At 39.0% G+C, this 17,335-nt stretch carries 13 protein-coding genes; 5 read left to right on the top strand and 8 right to left on the bottom strand.

Annotation, left to right across the window (positions count from 1 at the left end; translation table 11 throughout):
- Positions 1-95 precede the first annotated feature (95 nt).
- From AC1M9F_RS01245 to efp, 3 genes are all read right to left on the bottom strand, one after another.
- Positions 96-398, bottom strand: coding sequence for a YbdD/YjiX family protein (locus AC1M9F_RS01245; RefSeq protein WP_481588442.1), 303 nt, complete (start codon positions 396-398; stop codon positions 96-98).
- On the bottom strand, positions 395-2,488 hold the full coding sequence (locus AC1M9F_RS01240; protein WP_481596851.1) for a carbon starvation CstA family protein: 2,094 nt from the start codon (positions 2,486-2,488) through the stop codon (positions 395-397). The genes AC1M9F_RS01245 and AC1M9F_RS01240 overlap by 4 nt, the downstream gene beginning before the upstream one ends.
- 170 nt (positions 2,489-2,658) lie before the next feature.
- The gene (gene efp, locus AC1M9F_RS01235; protein WP_035265851.1) at positions 2,659-3,228 is read right to left on the bottom strand and encodes an elongation factor P; all 570 of its coding nucleotides are present in this window, start codon (positions 3,226-3,228) and stop codon (positions 2,659-2,661) included.
- Between the two features lie 346 nt (positions 3,229-3,574).
- Here efp and epmB point away from each other — a divergent pair, with 346 nt between their 5' ends.
- Genes epmB through AC1M9F_RS01220 form a run of 3 tightly spaced genes read left to right on the top strand, consistent with a single transcriptional unit; the run spans position 3,575 to position 8,568 of the window.
- Positions 3,575-4,591: an EF-P beta-lysylation protein EpmB gene (gene epmB, locus AC1M9F_RS01230; RefSeq protein ID WP_481596850.1), complete on the top strand. Its 1,017-nt coding sequence runs from the start codon at positions 3,575-3,577 to the stop codon at positions 4,589-4,591.
- 12 nt (positions 4,592-4,603) lie between these two features.
- Complete coding sequence (locus tag AC1M9F_RS01225) at positions 4,604-6,361, top strand: GTPase (protein ID WP_481596849.1); 1,758 nt, start codon at positions 4,604-4,606, stop codon at positions 6,359-6,361.
- Positions 6,358-8,568: an EAL domain-containing protein gene (locus AC1M9F_RS01220; RefSeq protein ID WP_481596848.1), complete on the top strand. Its 2,211-nt coding sequence runs from the start codon at positions 6,358-6,360 to the stop codon at positions 8,566-8,568. Before AC1M9F_RS01225 ends, AC1M9F_RS01220 begins: the two co-directional genes overlap by 4 nt.
- A gap of 56 nt (positions 8,569-8,624) precedes the next feature.
- On the opposite strand, the gene rpmE is transcribed toward AC1M9F_RS01220, so the two are convergent.
- The 4 genes from rpmE to AC1M9F_RS01200 form a co-directional block, all read right to left on the bottom strand.
- Positions 8,625-8,849 carry a 50S ribosomal protein L31 gene (gene rpmE, locus AC1M9F_RS01215; RefSeq protein WP_004971624.1) on the bottom strand — a complete coding sequence of 75 codons (225 nt, stop codon included), beginning with the start codon at positions 8,847-8,849 and terminating at the stop codon, positions 8,625-8,627.
- Positions 8,850-9,065: 216 nt separating this feature from the next.
- The gene (locus tag AC1M9F_RS01210) at positions 9,066-10,037 is read right to left on the bottom strand and encodes a bile acid:sodium symporter family protein (RefSeq protein ID WP_481596847.1); all 972 of its coding nucleotides are present in this window, start codon (positions 10,035-10,037) and stop codon (positions 9,066-9,068) included.
- A 98-nt stretch (positions 10,038-10,135) separates the two neighbouring features.
- Complete coding sequence (gloA, locus tag AC1M9F_RS01205) at positions 10,136-10,537, bottom strand: lactoylglutathione lyase (protein WP_180027566.1); 402 nt, start codon at positions 10,535-10,537, stop codon at positions 10,136-10,138.
- A gap of 9 nt (positions 10,538-10,546) precedes the next feature.
- Positions 10,547-12,724 carry an AmpG family muropeptide MFS transporter gene (locus AC1M9F_RS01200; protein ID WP_481596846.1) on the bottom strand — a complete coding sequence of 726 codons (2,178 nt, stop codon included), beginning with the start codon at positions 12,722-12,724 and terminating at the stop codon, positions 10,547-10,549.
- Positions 12,725-12,907: 183 nt separating this feature from the next.
- Here AC1M9F_RS01200 and AC1M9F_RS01195 point away from each other — a divergent pair, with 183 nt between their 5' ends.
- Positions 12,908-15,526, top strand: a complete 2,619-nt coding sequence (locus tag AC1M9F_RS01195) for a Lon protease family protein (RefSeq protein ID WP_481596845.1) — start codon at positions 12,908-12,910, stop codon at positions 15,524-15,526.
- A gap of 57 nt (positions 15,527-15,583) precedes the next feature.
- On the opposite strand, the gene grxD is transcribed toward AC1M9F_RS01195, so the two are convergent.
- Positions 15,584-15,925: a Grx4 family monothiol glutaredoxin gene (grxD, locus tag AC1M9F_RS01190; protein WP_092766094.1), complete on the bottom strand. Its 342-nt coding sequence runs from the start codon at positions 15,923-15,925 to the stop codon at positions 15,584-15,586.
- Positions 15,926-16,086: 161 nt separating this feature from the next.
- Here grxD and AC1M9F_RS01185 point away from each other — a divergent pair, with 161 nt between their 5' ends.
- Positions 16,087-17,298, top strand: coding sequence for an acetylornithine/succinylornithine family transaminase (locus tag AC1M9F_RS01185; RefSeq protein ID WP_481596844.1), 1,212 nt, complete (start codon positions 16,087-16,089; stop codon positions 17,296-17,298).
- Positions 17,299-17,335 lie beyond the last annotated feature (37 nt).

Here is a 17,335-nt window from a genome sequence, read left to right as displayed (position 1 = left end):
TACGAGTTTCAGAACAATAAATTTGTCAGGTTTTATACAATTAAGACAAATAAAAAACGACACCTCAGTGCCGTTTTTTATGTAAAGCTAAAAAATTAACATGGACATTTCTTCATACCGCCTGCTGCACTTGGATAGCGTGCATCCACACAATAACGATGAAAAGTTTTTTCATCCATCGGCTCTAGGTCAGGGTGATGCTTTTTCATATGTTCTACATAGTTTTGGTAATCTGGCACCCCCACCATTAAACGAAAACTTTGTTGTAACCGCTGCCAAATCAGTTGAACTGTTTTGATTCCATTCAACATTAAAAACTTCTTCGGCTGAGCCAAAATCGTGAATTTAATGATTTTACCCAATGCCAGCTTTTGACGAATTTGTTCTTTCAAACTCATTTGGTCTCTCCTGCAGGGATTTGATCTGTATAAATTGCTTCAGCTTCTTGAGCTGTTGGCTGCGGATTTGCTAAAGCACGACGAATCACTTTAATGGCAGCAAACAACATCACCACGGCAACAATCATAAAGAATGCACACAACGCAGCATTAATCTGATTAGATAAAGCAACAGTTTGCATTTCCGCAATTGATTTCGCAGGCGCTAAAATTTCGTTTCGCTCAATAGCCGCATTGAAACGATCTGCTTGTGCCAAGAATCCGATTTTTGGATTTTCATGGAAGATTTTTTGCCAACCAGCAGTCATCGCTGTAATGAATAGGAAAATCGTTGGAACAATGGTGACCCACACATATTTTTCTTTCTTCATCTTGAACAAAATGACAGTACCTAGCATCAGCGCCATCGCAGCTAAAATTTGGTTACCAATACCAAATAATGGCCACAAACTATTGATACCGCCCAGTGGATCAACTACGCCTTGATATACAAAGAAACCCCAGCCTGAGACTGCAACGGCAGTACCAATCAAGTTGCCCACAAACGATTTAGAGTTTTTAACCGATGGGACAACGATACCCACAGTATCTTGAACCATAAAACGGCAAGCACGTGTTCCTGCATCAACAGCAGTTAGAATAAATAGCGCTTCAAACAATATTGCAAAGTGATACCAAAATGCCATCATTTCACGACTATTAAAAATTTCAGTGATGATGTGCGCCATACCAATCGCAAACGTCGGTGCACCACCAGTACGAGAAAGAATTGTGCTTTCACCAACCTCTTGAGCAAGTAGTGTTAAAGCTTCAGGTGTAACCACAAATCCTAAATTACGTACCGCCTCTGCGGCACTTTCAACCGTCGTTCCTATCACCGCAGCTGGTGAGTTAATGGCAAAATAAACGCCTGGATCCAAGATCGTTGCACAGATCATCGCCATGATTGCGACAAATGATTCCATCAACATACCGCCGTATCCGATCATCCGGATATCGCGTTCATTATTTACGAGCTTAGGTGTAGTTCCTGATGAAACCAATGCATGGAAACCTGAAATTGCACCACAGGCAATGGTAATAAATAAGAATGGGAAAAGTGATCCAGAGAATACAGGTCCCGTACCATCTACGAAGTGGGTAATTGCAGGCATTTTTAATTCAGGCATCGCAAATACGATACCCAATGCTAAACCTGCAATCACGCCAATTTTCAAGAAAGTCGATAAATAATCACGTGGAGCCAATAACAACCATACTGGTAGTACAGAAGCGATGAAACCGTAGATAATCAATGCCCATGTTAACTCTGTACCAGATAAAGTGAATAATTGCCCCCAATAAGGATGTTGAGCAATATTTTCACCGTAGATGATACCGAGCATCATTAGTACAAAGCCAATGATTGAAACTTCGGCAATCTTTCCTGGACGGATATATCGCATATATACGCCCATAAATAATGCAATTGGAATGGTGGCAGCAATACTAAACACACCCCATGGACTATTGGTTAATGCTTTAACCACCACGAGTGCAAGCACAGCTAGGATAATGATCATTACCCCTAATGCGCCAAGCATCACAATAATTCCTGCAAATGAACCCAGTTCTTGTTTTGCCATTTCACCCAGTGAACGTCCGTCACGGCGTGTAGAAATAAATAAAACTAGAAAATCTTGGACTGCACCTGCCAGTACAACACCGACTAACAGCCAAATCGTTCCTGGTAAATAACCCATTTGCGCAGCAAGAATAGGCCCAACTAACGGACCAGCACCTGCAATCGCAGCAAAGTGATGACCAAACAGAACACTTTTATTTGTAGGCACATAATCTAGACCATCCGCTAGACGGTGCGCAGGTGTTAAACGCCGAGCATTTAACTCGAATACTTTATTAGCAATAAATAAACTATAAAAACGATATGCAATACTGTAAACACAGACTGCAGCGAGTACGAGCCAAACTGCGTTGACATGTTCTCCACGACTAACCGCTAATATTCCAAAGGATACTGCACCGATTATGGCCACAATAATCCAAATCAATTTCGAAGTCATGGATGACTTCGGTTGTATTTGATCCATATCAAACCCTCATTATTTCGTATTTGCAATCAGCTCAATTTTATTATTCGTGTTACTGCTGTTTTCCCTTGCGACTATACTCCTCAATAATTCTTCTTTACCTTAGACCTTGGCATTAAAAAAGGGATGATTGTCATCATCCCTTTCGATAATAGTATAAATTTACACCATTATGCACGTTCTAAGTATTCACCAGTACGTGTATCAACACGAACGCTTTCTTCTTGTTGAACGAATAATGGAACACGTACTACAGCACCTGTTTCAAGTTTCGCTGGTTTACCACCACCGCCAGAAGTATCACCACGTACGCCTGGATCAGTTTCAACAATTTTTAATACCACGAAGTTAGGTGCATTCACTGTTAAAGGAACACCATTCCATAACATGATTGTGCATTTTTCGTTTGAATCGTCTTTCAACCATTTCGCAGCATCACCCATTGCAACTTTGTCAGCCGCAATTTGCTCGAAAGTCACAGGATCCATGAAGTTCCATAGTTCGCCGTCGTTGTATAAGTAGTCCATTTCTACTTCTACGATATCTGCTGCTTCTAAAGAATCACCAGATTTAAATGTTTTTTCTAATACTTTACCTGATTTAAGGTTACGTAATTTAACACGGTTGAACGCTTGGCCTTTACCTGGTTTAACGTATTCGTTTTCCATGATTGAGCATGGGTTACCATCAAGCATTACCTTAAGGCCAGACTTGAAATCGTTCGTAGAATAATAGGCCATGAGAGGCTCACTCCAAACTTACTAACTTTAATCTATTAATGCGATGGGCTGCTACACTGTCATTTAGCAAGGCTGACAGGTGCATGATATGCCACATGCACATGCATTTATGTTGCGTATTCTAAATGACCAACCTACTCTGCCGCAATGATAAATTCCGAAATACAACGTTTAAGCTGTCTAAGTTCCATGCAGAACTACTGTTGTAGACTTAATTTGATCATCTTTAGGCTTGAGTATTTTCATCCCAACATTCAATAAAGAAGGCTTAATCAGGACACAACTGAGTTTTTCAATGGGTTTTGATTTAAAATGAAGCCTTCATCTCCCTCTAAATTTAAACTGTATGACCCACTATTTGTATCAAGAGCAACATTGGCAAAATCAACTCAGCGATTTAATCACTGACCCACATGAGCTCATTGAACTCTTGGAATTGCAACCTGAAGATTTAATACATGGTGCAATTTTGGCATCAGCCCAATTTAAATTAAGAGTCCCTCGCGCCTTCGTCGCGAAGATGCAAAAATCTAATCCTGATGATCCACTGTTACTTCAAGTACTCCCTCATCATCTGGAGTTAAATGAACATCCTGATTTTGTGACAGACCCCCTTGATGAGGAGGCTGCCAATTTAATTCCAGGTGTATTACATAAATATCAGTCACGTTTTTTACTGACTTTAACAGGTGCATGTGCTGTTCATTGTCGTTATTGTTTTAGACGTCATTTTCCATATCAAGAAAATTTACCTAAAAATGACGACTGGAAAAAAATACAAGACTACTTACTCACTCATCCAGAAATCAATGAAGTGATCTTAAGCGGAGGGGATCCCCTAACACTTTCAAATCGTAAACTTGCCGTTTGGATCGATAGATTAAGTTCAATTCCACATCTTAAAATTTTGCGTATTCATTCTCGAGTTCCAATCGTTATCCCAAATCGGCTTGATGATGAACTTATTTCTCTGTTAAAAAACAGTAGGCTACGTATTATTCTAGTGGTACACTCAAACCATGCTACTGAAATTGATGACTTTACCGCTTCGAAATTAATGCAAATTTCACAACAAAATATTTTGGTGTTGAATCAAGCTGTGTTATTAAAAGGTATTAATGATCATCCTGATATTTTGGTTGATCTAAGTCATCGATTATTTGATGCGCGTGTGATGCCTTATTATTTACATGTGTTGGATAAAGTGAAAGGTGCTCAGCATTTTGATTTACCAAGTGAATCTATTGATTCAATCTATAAAGAGGTTTTGGCAAGGTTGCCTGGATACTTGGTTCCAAAGCTGGTTAGAGAAATTGCGGGAGAACAGAATAAAACACCGCTTTATGGAGTTGCCACTTTTTAGAGACTCATTCACATGCTTCAGGCTCAGATTTCAGAAATTTTTCACTATCCTACTGCCTTGACTCGAGATCAACTGAGTTTTGCAAATGCAAACGTTCAGGACTTGGGTTTTTGGGCATCTCAACTTTCAATTATGCAATTAGGTGACACCTCTGAAGCGGTGTTGAAAGCCCTATATGAAATCGCTGAACTCAAATGTTCGGAAACATTGCGCTTTGATCTTATTCAAGCGCTACACCCTTTGATCGAAAATATTTTAGAGAGACTTGAAAAAAACTTTTTAAATCAAGGTCTTTTTCTATCTGACCGTAACAAAGATATTATAGAATTAACCACTCGCTTGAGAACATTATTTGCTGATATCTACATAGATATTGCACAGCGCAGTGAAATGCAGCTAAAACAACAAAAGTTTTCTATTTTGAAGTTTGCTCAAAAGCGTAATGTGAAAACTGCACGACTCCTTTCCAGTTATTACGCTCTTCAACAATTGGGTTTATTGCTAGTACAACAACAGATGCTTTATCGTTCTGCCTTGTCTAAGCAATGGTTAATGACCCATTATCTGTATGATTTGGCATTAAAAAACCAAGAACACACGGTGAATATTAATTTATTGCAAGGCACGCATCACGCTTTAAAAAATATTCAACAATGCTATGCCCAAGTCTTATTATTAGAAATATTTAATACTCACCAAATTCGTCCTTCTGAGATCTACGCGCTCTATCAATGCACAGCGGATTGGGCGCAACTAGTGCAAGTTTTACCACGCGAAACCGCTTTATCTCGTTACGTTATTGATACCACTAAAGATCATCCGCCAGTTTACAACCGAAAACACCATGAGAGTTTTAAACCAAACATTTTCGTGGCAACACAATCGTTGCTTGAGCATGTCAACTTAACCATTCAAAAGGACAATGAATATTTATCTAAGAAAGAGAAAGCATATTTAACTGCGCCTCTTAAATTTCATGTACAAAATGTTTTAGGCTCGACCATTGAACGCAGACATGAACGTTATGAACATTCCGCTCAGTTACAACTCTGCTTCAGTTTACTTACCGCTCATTATTATCTCTCTAAAACCAAAACTTTTAGCGAAACCTTACGACTAAAACCGCCTAAATCAAAATCAGAAGACGAGTTTGCATTTACATATTTAAATAACTACCCAGATGCCTATACAGACAAATCAAACAAGGTTCTAGATAAACAGACACGTCAAATCCATGCGGCTCAAGTTTTAGATATCAGTTTAAATGGTTATCGCGTACGTTGGTTAGAAGAAGAAGCACCTCCAAATTTAAGAACTGGTGAATTTATCCTGATCAATGAGGGAGTGAACAGCAAATGGAAAGGTGGTGTAATTCGCTGGATTAAACAATCTGTTAAAAAAAGCTATGAACTTGGGCTTGAAGTGATTGGACCCGATATTCACCCTTGCGCCGCAAAAGTTTATACAGATCGAAGTTCTTTTAATTATCATCCATGTTTATTTGTACAAACCTTGAAGATTGATGCTCCGCAGCATTCTCTTATTTTACCAAATTTACAGTTTTTCAAAGAACAACAATCTATTTATTTACGCTTAACTGATCAAGATATCAAAGTACAATTGATAAAGACCATGCTCATCACACAAAGTTTTGTTCAATTTGAATTTGAATTATTTAATGATGAGCAGCAATATTTGATTGATGAATTTTTACAACATCAAAACCTTGAATCAAATCGTTTTCAAGACGTATGGGAAGCCTTGAAGTGAAAAACCTACTTCTATCAACACAATTAAAGCAATCTGGAATGCGCTTACTCATTGTCGATGATAATCAGATTCGTTATAACGATATTATCTCTTTACTCGAAAAACGCGAGTACAAGGTAGAAGCAGTGCTACTCGATGATCAAGTGAGTCTTGAAAAGCAACTTCATTTAGATTGGGATTTAATTCTGTTTGGTCGTGCCTATGAACTGACCTTAACTCATTTTCTTCGACTGCTTGCAGATTCTGATAAAGCTTTGACACCCACACTTTATCTAGCTTCAGAAGCGCTAGAAATGTCTGAAGTAAAACTCATTTCGATGGGCATCTACGATGTTTTAAATATTGATCAACCTGAACAATGTTTACTTAAAATTATTCGAGCATTGGCTTTTAGTCGCTTACAAAAAAATCAGATGCAATTAACGGATGAACTGAAACACAATGTTCAAATTAAACAAAATTGGATCGAAGAGCATAAAAAAGCAGTTGCAATCATAGAAGAAGGGATTGTCGTTGAATGCAACCATGAGTTTACGCATTTATTTGGCTTCAACACGTTTGATGACGTTATTGGATCCCCGCTCATTGATTTAATACAACCTGAGGATATTCAATCTTTTAAAGCACGATTTAAAAAATTAGCTTTCGGTAAATTTGAGTATGGACCTTTTGAACTGATTTCTCTTAATCCACAGTTAACACATCAAAATCCAGTCCAAATTGAATGTAATCCTACAGATCAAAATCAAATCATTGAAATTACGATTTCAACGCATTTTCAACAGGATGATCAACCATTTAGTCCTCAACTTGAGACTGCACCTCACCAAGACAGTAGAATTGCACCACACACAACATTGGCAAAAATTTTACAACATCTTGAAGAACACCCTGCTCAAGAAAATGCTTTGGTCATCTTCAGCCTAGCCAGTTGTCCAGACTATATCTTGAGTTCTGATTGGGATACTTTTAAAGGCTATTTCGGCAAACTTTCAGACTTTATTCTCGAACAGACCAATGGCGCTGTATTTAAAATTGAAACAGCCCTGTATGCCACTATCATTCAAGCTGAAACGATTGAAGTTCTAAAATCAAGACTCTCTGCGCTACATGCGCTTGAAAAACCTAGACTCGTCAATCTGGGAGATCAAACCTATCAACAGCATGTCAAAATTGGTTATAGTCTCTTCAAACTGTCAGATTTAAATGTAGATAATTTTGAACAGCTCATTGCAAATGCTTATAACACTGCCCTACCCAATTTATTGAGCAATGATGCTGCTTTAGAGACAACGCTTGAAGAAATTGAAGAGATTCATTTTGAAGTTACTCAAGCAGATGAGCCGACCGCTATTCAGTTAAATACACCTTCTTCTGAAGTAGAGCCTGATCATTCAACAGAATTTGTATTTCAAGCAATTGAAGAACCTGTACAGTCAGACGAAGTTCACGGCGATATCCTAGTACATCTTCGTAAAGTTCTTGAACGCGATCAAATTACGCTAAAGTTCCAACAAATCTATGATAAAGAAGACACTAGTCTTAATACCTATGAAGTAAGCAGTGGGTTTATTTTTGAAAACCAATGGATTCAATTGGACGATATTGAAGAATTGGTGGATGACCCTGAGTTGTCTATTAAAATTGACCGATGGATTTTGGTTGAAGCAGCAAAGCAACTGCACAATTTTTTAACACAATATCCTGAAGCTAAACTGATTATTAATTTACGACACCATGTTCTTTTAAAGCATCATCAATTGGCAGAATTAATTTCAAAACTGCTCATGATTGTAGGAGCAAAAGCACCTCAACCACTGATTTTACAGTTTAAAGAAAAATACATTGCTCAACATTTAAATGAAATTCTGCCTGCGATTGAGGTATTGAGAGCGCAAGGTGCAGATATTGCCATTTGTGAATTTGGATTAAGTAAATGTAGCAATCTCATTCTCAAAGTTGCCAATATTCAGAATTTCACGCTGCATGAAGAATTCACAGATTATTTAAATACTGAAGAAGGTATTGAACGTTTTAAACAGGCGATTGAATACTTCAATAGTCATCGATCAGTCAATTTATTACTCAAAAATCTCAATGATATGAATAGCTTTGCCAACGCGTGGAATGTCGACGTGAGATTTTTACAAGGTGATTATTACCAGCGTAAATTGGATCAGCTCATGAATGTTCAAGATCAAAGTTAATTCCAAATTTTGGACATAAAAAAACAGGCTGAACGCCTGTTTTTTCATTTTGGGTATTAACGTTTGATAGAACGTGACATACCAGCAAAACGTTGTTTGAACTTGTCGATACGACCGCCAGTGTCAACGTTCTTTTGCTTACCAGTATAGAATGGGTGGCAAGCTGAGCATACGTCTAGGTAAAGTGTTTCTTTACCAACAGCTGAACGAGTTTCGATTACGTTACCGCAAGAGCAAGTAGCAACTAATTTTTCGTATTTTGGGTGAATATCGGCGCGCATGGTCGATTCTCCATAGAGTTAAGAAGGCTTTAGCTGTCATCGCAATTGATCACTCTCTTCATCCATTACAACAGACGCAGAGGAAAGGCTGAAATACAGCAGATCAACACCACAACAGACCATTCTTTTGGCCCACCGAGACGGCTTCCGTCAGAGCTAAGCACAACAAGTGGACGACATTATACGCCACTTTATTTCAGATAGCGAATTTTTCCTTTAAGACTTTTCAATTTGCTTGGACCAATGATTTGCAATAATTCCGCACACCATTAATTGGATTTGATGGAAAATCATAATTGGCAATATGATCATCCCCATAGGTTGTCCAATGAAAAGAATTTGCGCCATAGGCACTCCACTTGCGAGTGTTTTCTTAGAACCACAAAAAAATACAGCGATTTGATCGGCACGATTAAATCCAAACCACTTTGGGGCGTGATAGGCTAAAAGCATAATCAAAGTCAGAAGCACAGAGCATGCAATAATTAACCACATTAAGGTCACCCCACTGACTTCATTCCATAGACCTGCTACGACTGCACTACTGAATGCGCCATACACCACCAAAAGAATTGAGCCTTGATCAAAAGTTTTGACAATACTCGGGGCTTTTTGAATCAGAGGAAAAACGATAGGACGCAATAATTGTCCCAGAATAAATGGAACCAATAAGAACAGAATAATTTTGACGATCGCACTGGTTGGATCAAACCCATGATCAGACTGGCCTAAAATAAATAAGGTCACTAATATAGGTGTGATAAACATACCAATAATATTAGAGAATGAAGCACTACACACAGCACTTGCGACATTACCACCTGCTACTGAAGTAAATGCAATAGAAGACTGAACTGTTGAGGGTAAGAAGCACATAAACAAGAAGCCCCAATACAGTTCTTGTCCAAGTAGCGGTAGCAATACAGGTTTAGCCATTAACCCTAGAATTGGGAAAACTGCGAACGTCAGTGCAAAGACCAAACTGTGTAATTGCCAATGTTTAATGCCTTGAATCACCGCTTCACGTGATAACTTTGTACCATGTAAAAAAAATAGAATTGCAATTGCAATCGTGGTGAAATAAGAAAAATAGTGAGCAGCAACACCTGAAATTGGCATCAGTGACGCTAAAATCACCATAACAAACAGCAATATCGTGAAACGATCTAACGCTAAGAGCTTTAGCACCCCATATCCCTCTTTTTATTCTCTAAATTGAAAATAAGCCCAATACTCATCGATTGGGCTTATCTTTAAAATTTTACTCACCAATCAGCGAGTGAAACTTAATTATTTCTCGCATTACTGTCTTGTTGAATAAGTTCAATCTTGTAACCATCTGGATCTTCTACAAAAGCGATTACGGTTACGCCGCCTTTCATTGGTCCAGCTTCACGGACAACATTACCACCACGTGCTTTGATTTCTTCACACGCTTTATACGCATCATCCACTGCGATCGCAATATGACCATACGCATTACCCAGCTCATAGCTGTCTGTATCCCAGTTATGCGTTAGCTCAAGAACAGTATTGTTTTCTTCATCACCATAACCTACAAAGGCTAAAGTGAATCGACCTTCTTCATAATCGCGTTTACGAAGCAAAGTCATACCGAGTACTTCAGTATAGAACGTCAATGAACGCTCTAAATTGCCTACACGTAACATGGTATGTAACATTCGCATAAAATTTACCTATTGATTGAAAGATGTACTTTTCAACTGATTTAACAATTTCGCCACCCAAATAACAAGTAACAAAATAGGTAAACCCATTAAAAAAGTCATAAAGAAGAATGATGAATAACCGAAGTTTGTCACTATTGTACCTGAATAGCCACCAATCATCTTTGGAAGCAATAACATCAATGAACTAAAAATTGCATATTGCATTGCTGTAAATGAAACGCTAGTCAAACTCGATAGGAATGCAATAAATACTGCACCAGCAAGTCCTGATGCGAGATTGTCAAATACAATGCCCATCACCAGCCACACCTTACTATAAGGGACAACCACTTTACCTTTAAGTTCGACTATTTGATCACTATCAACTTGAACAGCTGGAAGATCAGATAAAGTCATACGTGATTTCGGTTGGATCGCTGAAACTGTTTTATAAATATGATCTTGGGTTAATTCATGCGCCTGACCTGCATGCTGCACGACCGCTTGCACCGTAAATTTAGTGTGGTTTTTTAGACTGTCTCCCGGGACAACCACGCTCCAATTATTTTGATCCAACTTCGCAGGTATCACTTGCTGATTTGAAATATGAATATTCAGTGTTTGTAGTGTGCTGTCAGATTTTAAGTTTGAGAGTTGACCACGAATAATGACATCCTTGTTTAACTCATCTTGGTAGAGAATATCGTCCCCTCCAATGGCTTGGATAAAAATCTGAGAATCATCTTGACTTGAATAGCGTTGAAGCGGGATTTCAACATTCAGGGCTTTATCATAACCATCAGGGGTGGATAACACTTGAATAATATTATGTTCAGCAAAATTAGATGCAGGGAGCTTTAAAGACCAGTTCCCCACTTCATCGGGAGTCACTTGATGCTGTTGACCTCCCATTTGTACCAAGACTTGATTCATCATTGGTCCAGATTTTACAAGCCCCACAAAGATGAGATTGGTCGTGCTGGCAACAATAGCGCCCACCAACATCATTTTCATAATGTTATAACGCTGAGCTAATAAGCCTCCAAGAAAGCCACCTAAAATTACAAAAAAAATGGCGAAAAACTTGTTAAACCAAGCGATTTCTTCTTTATCAAAATTCAAATCAAGATAAAAAAGATTTGCGACCACCCCAGCGACAATATCTGAAATTCGATAAAAACCAATGAGTAATAAAATAGCTAACGCAACTTTCAAACCATAACGTTTAAAGAAATCTAAAATCGGTGACAGCCATGTCTCGACGACTATTTTTTCATCAATGAGTTTTGCTCGGGTTAATCCAAATACGACCAACACAGCCAACGCCACACTCGCGAAGAAACGTAAAACTTGCCCGATAAATGACAAAAAATTACCATCAATATTTAACTGTGAAATCCAAGCACCAAAATGGAGAAACCCACAAACGAAGACTACTGTTGAAATCACAAAGACGATAAATAACTGAAAATAATCCTTTGCTTGATATTGATGAGGTTCTTGATTTACTACCGGTTCATGAATCACTAAAGTCGTCACAATCCCGATCATCATCAATCCAGCCATGAGCAAATAGGTGGACTGCCACGCCTCATAAATATAGTTACCCATGGCTGTACCAAGTGATGCAGCGAAGAGTAATGCACCGAGCTGAGTTACGATGGTCGCAATTCGATAACCTGCGTTATAAGTCGAAGCCATAACCGTCTGAACACTCGTATCTTGTGTCAACTCAATACGATAAGCATCCACAATAATATCTTGTGTCGCTGATGAGAATCCGAGAAAGATTGCGGATATCGCCATGAACGTTAAACTTGAAAATGGCCCTACACTTCCTCCATGAATACTCGGATCAGTAAATGCCATTGAACAAATAGCAATTGCGACCAAAATCTGTGAAACCAACAACCACCCTCGTCGTTTACCCAATTTCCTTGTTAAATAAGGCAATGGTAATCGGTCAATCAAAGGTGCCCAAATGAACTTGAAGGCATAAGCTAAGGCTGCCCATGAAAACATGGTAATGGTACTACGCTGAATACCGGCTTCACTCAACCAGAAAGATAGAGTTGAAAAAATCAGAAAAATTGGGATACCTGATGAGAAACCCAAAAAAAGCATAATGATCGCGCGTCGATCAAGAAAGGCTTTAAATGCCGAAGTCCATCCAGCTGATTCTGGTGACGAAGATTGTGATGTCATTGCGTTGTTATTTTCAGTGAAAAGTACTCTCGCTATTCAACTCTGTAATGCGCTTGGTTTCAATATAATTTACGCAAACTTCACCGAGTATTTCATCAATTTGATCTATCTCAACTTGATATTTTTGGCTAAACCTGTATACCTTAAACTATCAAATGTAAATTATAGTTTTGGATTTCACCTGTGACCCAGAGACACGATCAAATTAGTTCCACCGCAGTAGCTTTAACCACGACATCCACAAACTTAGAACAAAACTCACAAAACAAGCTCCTATCCGTATTTGAACTTGAAGCCACGCAAAACACCTTGAATGCAACAGCACTCAAACCAGAACAACTGACGCATATTCCAAATTATGATAATATTCCTGCGTCTACAAAACGTATCAAGCCTCTTAATAATTTTTTAGGACAAGATCGTGCTAAAGCATCTGTAGAAGCAGGCATTGCCCTTCCATACTCAGGCTATAACATCTTTGCTGTGGGTACTGCAGGGTTGGGTAAACGCACCATGATCAAGCGCTTACTCCAACAACATGCCAAAGATATGCCTACACCGGATGATTGGGTTTATGTATACAACTTCAAAAATGCACGCAACCCAATTGCGCTTAACTTTCCTGCAGGACAAGGCGCAAAGTTTCAAAGTACGCTACATCAAACATGGCAAACCATTTTCAAACAGCTCGAACGTCGTTTTAGTGCTGAAACGTATCACAATCGGATAGAAAAAATTCGTTTAACGACAGGTCATGAACAACAACAAGCTTTGATTGAGCTCACCAAAGAAGGTGAAGAGCTTGATTTAAAGTTGATCAGTCGTAATGAAGAACACTGCTTTATTCCTGTTCATATTAAAGACAATAAAATTCAAGAGATGTCTCAAGATGACATCAATGCACTGAGTAGCAAAGAACGTTCTGAAATTGCGTCCAATATCCGTTATATGGATAAAAAGCTTGAGCGTTTAGGTTTACAAATTGGTGATCTTGAAGATGAAGCACGTGATATGGTGTCTGAGTTGAATCGTGACATTGCCAAACAAGTCATTATTCCTCGCATGGAACATATTTTAAATAAATTTCCAGATATCAAACATCTTGAACAATATTTAAAATTATATGCTCAAGATATTATCGACAATGTGGAAACCGTACTAGAACAGGAAGAAAGTGATTTTTCACCTGCATTATTTAACCGTGTCCCTGCGCGTTATCAAGCAAATTTAGTCATTAGCCACAAGCCAAATTCTGGGGCACCAGTCATCTTTGAAGATTTCCCCACACATTACAACTTACTTGGCCATGTTGAACAATTAACGCAAAATGGCACTATCAGCACTGATTTCACTTTAATACGACCTGGTGCACTGCATCGTGCCAATGGTGGTTTTTTAATGCTTGAGGCTGAGCAGCTTTTAGAACAACCTTATGCATGGCAAGGACTCAAACGAGCGATTAAGTCTGGTCAAATTAAACTCTCATCTCTAGAGCACATGCTAACGCTGACGGGCAGCATTTCAATTGAGCCAGCATCGATTCCATTACAATTGAAAGTCATTTTAATGGCTGAACCAGAAATCTATTATGAGATTCTGGAGGTGGAGCCTGAGTTAGGAAGTATCTTTAAAATCAGAGCTGATTTTACCGACACATTACAACGTAATGACGAAAATGAACAAGCTTATATGCATTTGATTGCAGACTATGTTCAATCCTCTAAACTCCTTCCATTTGATCGTTCTGCCTTGGCTGCCTTACTGACCGACTCAAGTCGTCAAGCAGAGGATCAGAGTTCGTTGTCACTACATGCCTTAACTTTAGGTGATCTGATTCATGAATCTCATCACCATGCATCCAAATCTAATGCAACTATGGTGACAGCAGAACATATCGGCACTGCGCTCAAACACCGCCAATATCGTCTAGGTTATTTACGAGAGTTGTACTGGCAAGATTTATCTCGTGGTACACAGCTTATCGAAACGCGTGGTCATCGACTCGGTCAGATAAATGCTTTGTCCGTGATTCACTACGCCGATGTCGAATTTGGCCTACCATCACGCTTGACTGCTTCAGTGTATCAGGGTGGCGGCGATATTTTAGATATCGAACGTAGCGTGGAGTTAGGCGGTTCACTTCATGCTAAAGGTGTACTATTAATGTCGTCTTTCTTAAAGGCACATTTCGGACGTGAACAAACCTTGCACTTCTCTGCCGCTTTGGCTTTTGAACAAAGTTATGGTCAAGTCGATGGTGATAGTGCAACCGTTGCAGAACTCTCCGCTTTAATTTCTGCGATCAGCCAACTGCCGATTGATCAGTCATGGGCGATTACGGGTTCAATGAATCAACTGGGTCAAGTACAACCGATTGGTGGCGTCAATGCCAAAATCGAAGGTTTCTTTGATGCATGTAAACTTCAAGGTTTAACAGGCAAACAAGGTGTCATTATTCCACGTCAAAACATGCAGCATCTAATGTTACGTCAAGATGTGATTGATGCTGTCGAGGCCGGTCAATTCCATATTCATGCCATCAACACAATTGATCAAGCACTTGAGATTCTCATGGCGCGTCCTGTCGGAGAATTAAATAAAAAAGGTCGCTATACCAAAGGATCAATTTACGCTGCTGTCATGGAGCAGCTAGAATATTGGCAAGCCATTGAAGATGGCGCTGAAATTGAAGAAGAGCCAAAGAAAAAGAAAAAAAAGAAGAAAAAAGACAAAGCTAAAAAAGATAAAGCGATCAATGCTGAAGAACAACCTTCTCAACTCGCTGATGAGACTTCAAACTAATTTGATGTTTTCAAAATAAAAAAAGCACCCATCGGTGCTTTTTTTATTGCGCTTAAATTAAGCTTCAGGCGCTGGGCTATATTGCTCCACGAGCGTTTTTAATTCGCCTGTTTGGAACATTTCTAGCATAATATCACTACCACCGATCAACTCACCATTGATCCATAATTGTGGGAATGTTGGCCAGTTTGCAATTTGTGGCAAAGTCGCACGAATGTCTTGGTTTTCAAGAATATTTACATAAGCAAATGGGCGACCAATTTGGCTCAATGCTTCAACTGCACGTGCAGAGAAACCACATTGTGGGAACTGTGGTGTGCCTTTCATATAAAGAAGAACTGCATGTTTTGCAATTTGATCACGAATTAACGCTTCTGTATCACGCACTTGTTCAGTCATTGATTAAATCCTCAACTATTCTGCCTGCATTATACCTAAAACCGCCGTAAAGAGTATGGATTGCTAAATTTTTCCAGTTTAATTTGCAATTAGGCTTTTAATCTTAAGCAGATTTTGCTTAGATAAACTTTTATTTTCCACCTAACAAATACGAGTTAGACATGAACAATATCACCCTCGCTCCAGTTCAAACTGATCAACCATCTCATTTGATGCCTGTATTCAGCCGTCAACCGATCAGCTTTGTGCGTGGCCGAGGTTCGTATCTTTATACAGCTGAAGGTACAGAATATTTAGATGCGCTGACTGGCATTGCAGTATGTGGTCTAGGTCATGCACATCCAGTTTTGGCAGAAGCAATTGCAGAACAAGCGGCGACGCTTATTCACACCAGTAATATTTATGAAGTACCTTGGCAGACTGCAGCTGCGCAAAAGTTAGCTGAAGTATCTGGTATGGAAGAAATTTTCTTCTCGAATAGTGGTGCTGAATCAAATGAAGGTGCAATTAAAATTGCGCGTAAATATGGTCATATGCAAGGTATTGCTCTTCCGAAAATCATTGTAGCTGATCATTCTTTCCATGGTCGTACAATGGCAACACTTTCTGCGACAGGCAATAAAAAAGTACAAGAAGGTTTTGGCCCGCTCGTTGAAGGTTTTATCCGAGTACCTTTTGGCGACATCGAGGCAATTGAAGAAGTAGCAATAAACCATCCAGATATCGTCGCGATTCTCGTTGAACCGATTCAAGGCGAAGGTGGTGTGAATACTGCCCCTCAAGGTTTTAGTTATCTTGAAGAAATTCGTCAAATCTGTAATCAACATAATTGGTTGATGATGTTAGATGAAGTTCAAACAGGTAACGGTCGTACAGGAAAATATTTTGCGTATCAACATACCAATATTATTCCTGATGTCATGACGACAGCTAAAGGCTTGGGCAATGGTTTCCCAATTGGTGCAGTGATGACTCAAGGTAAAGGTGTAGGTATTCTTACTGCAGGTAACCACGGATCAACTTATAGTGGTACTGCATTAGGTTCGCGCATTGTCTACACGATTATCGATTTGATGCAAAAAGAAAATATTGTTGAAAATGCAGCAACAATTGGCCAATACTTAGTTGATCAATTCCGTACACAACTTGCAGATCATAACGTTATTGTTCGCGGCTTTGGTATGATGATTGGTATTGAATTACCAAAACCATGCGCAGAGTTGGTGGATATTGCACGCATAGAGCACAATCTAATTATTAATGTCACCGCAGGTAATGTCGTTCGTTTGTTGCCAGCGTTGAATATGAATCAAGAACAAGCTGATGATTTATTAAAACGCTTAGTTCCAGCGATTAAAAACTTCTTGGCTTAAGCCAAGATCAATAAAAAAGCCGCATATTGCGGCTTTT

This window comes from Acinetobacter sp. ANC_7504 (assembly GCF_056779995.1).
Note: the sequence above shows the minus strand (reverse complement) of the source record. Positions and strands in the feature narration are given on the sequence as shown.

Coding starts and splice junctions, on each gene's coding strand:
- grxD (WP_092766094.1), bottom strand. CDS start 15,925: ATGACTGAACAAGTGCGTGATACAGAAGCGTTAATTCGTGATCAAATT.
- AC1M9F_RS01185 (WP_481596844.1), top strand. CDS start 16,087: ATGAACAATATCACCCTCGCTCCAGTTCAAACTGATCAACCATCTCAT.
- gloA (WP_180027566.1), bottom strand. CDS start 10,537: ATGCGAATGTTACATACCATGTTACGTGTAGGCAATTTAGAGCGTTCA.
- rpmE (WP_004971624.1), bottom strand. CDS start 8,849: ATGCGCGCCGATATTCACCCAAAATACGAAAAATTAGTTGCTACTTGC.
- efp (WP_035265851.1), bottom strand. CDS start 3,228: ATGGCCTATTATTCTACGAACGATTTCAAGTCTGGCCTTAAGGTAATG.
- AC1M9F_RS01245 (WP_481588442.1), bottom strand. CDS start 398: ATGAGTTTGAAAGAACAAATTCGTCAAAAGCTGGCATTGGGTAAAATC.
- AC1M9F_RS01200 (WP_481596846.1), bottom strand. CDS start 12,724: ATGACATCACAATCTTCGTCACCAGAATCAGCTGGATGGACTTCGGCA.
- AC1M9F_RS01240 (WP_481596851.1), bottom strand. CDS start 2,488: ATGGATCAAATACAACCGAAGTCATCCATGACTTCGAAATTGATTTGG.
- epmB (WP_481596850.1), top strand. CDS start 3,575: ATGACCCACTATTTGTATCAAGAGCAACATTGGCAAAATCAACTCAGC.
- AC1M9F_RS01225 (WP_481596849.1), top strand. CDS start 4,604: ATGCTTCAGGCTCAGATTTCAGAAATTTTTCACTATCCTACTGCCTTG.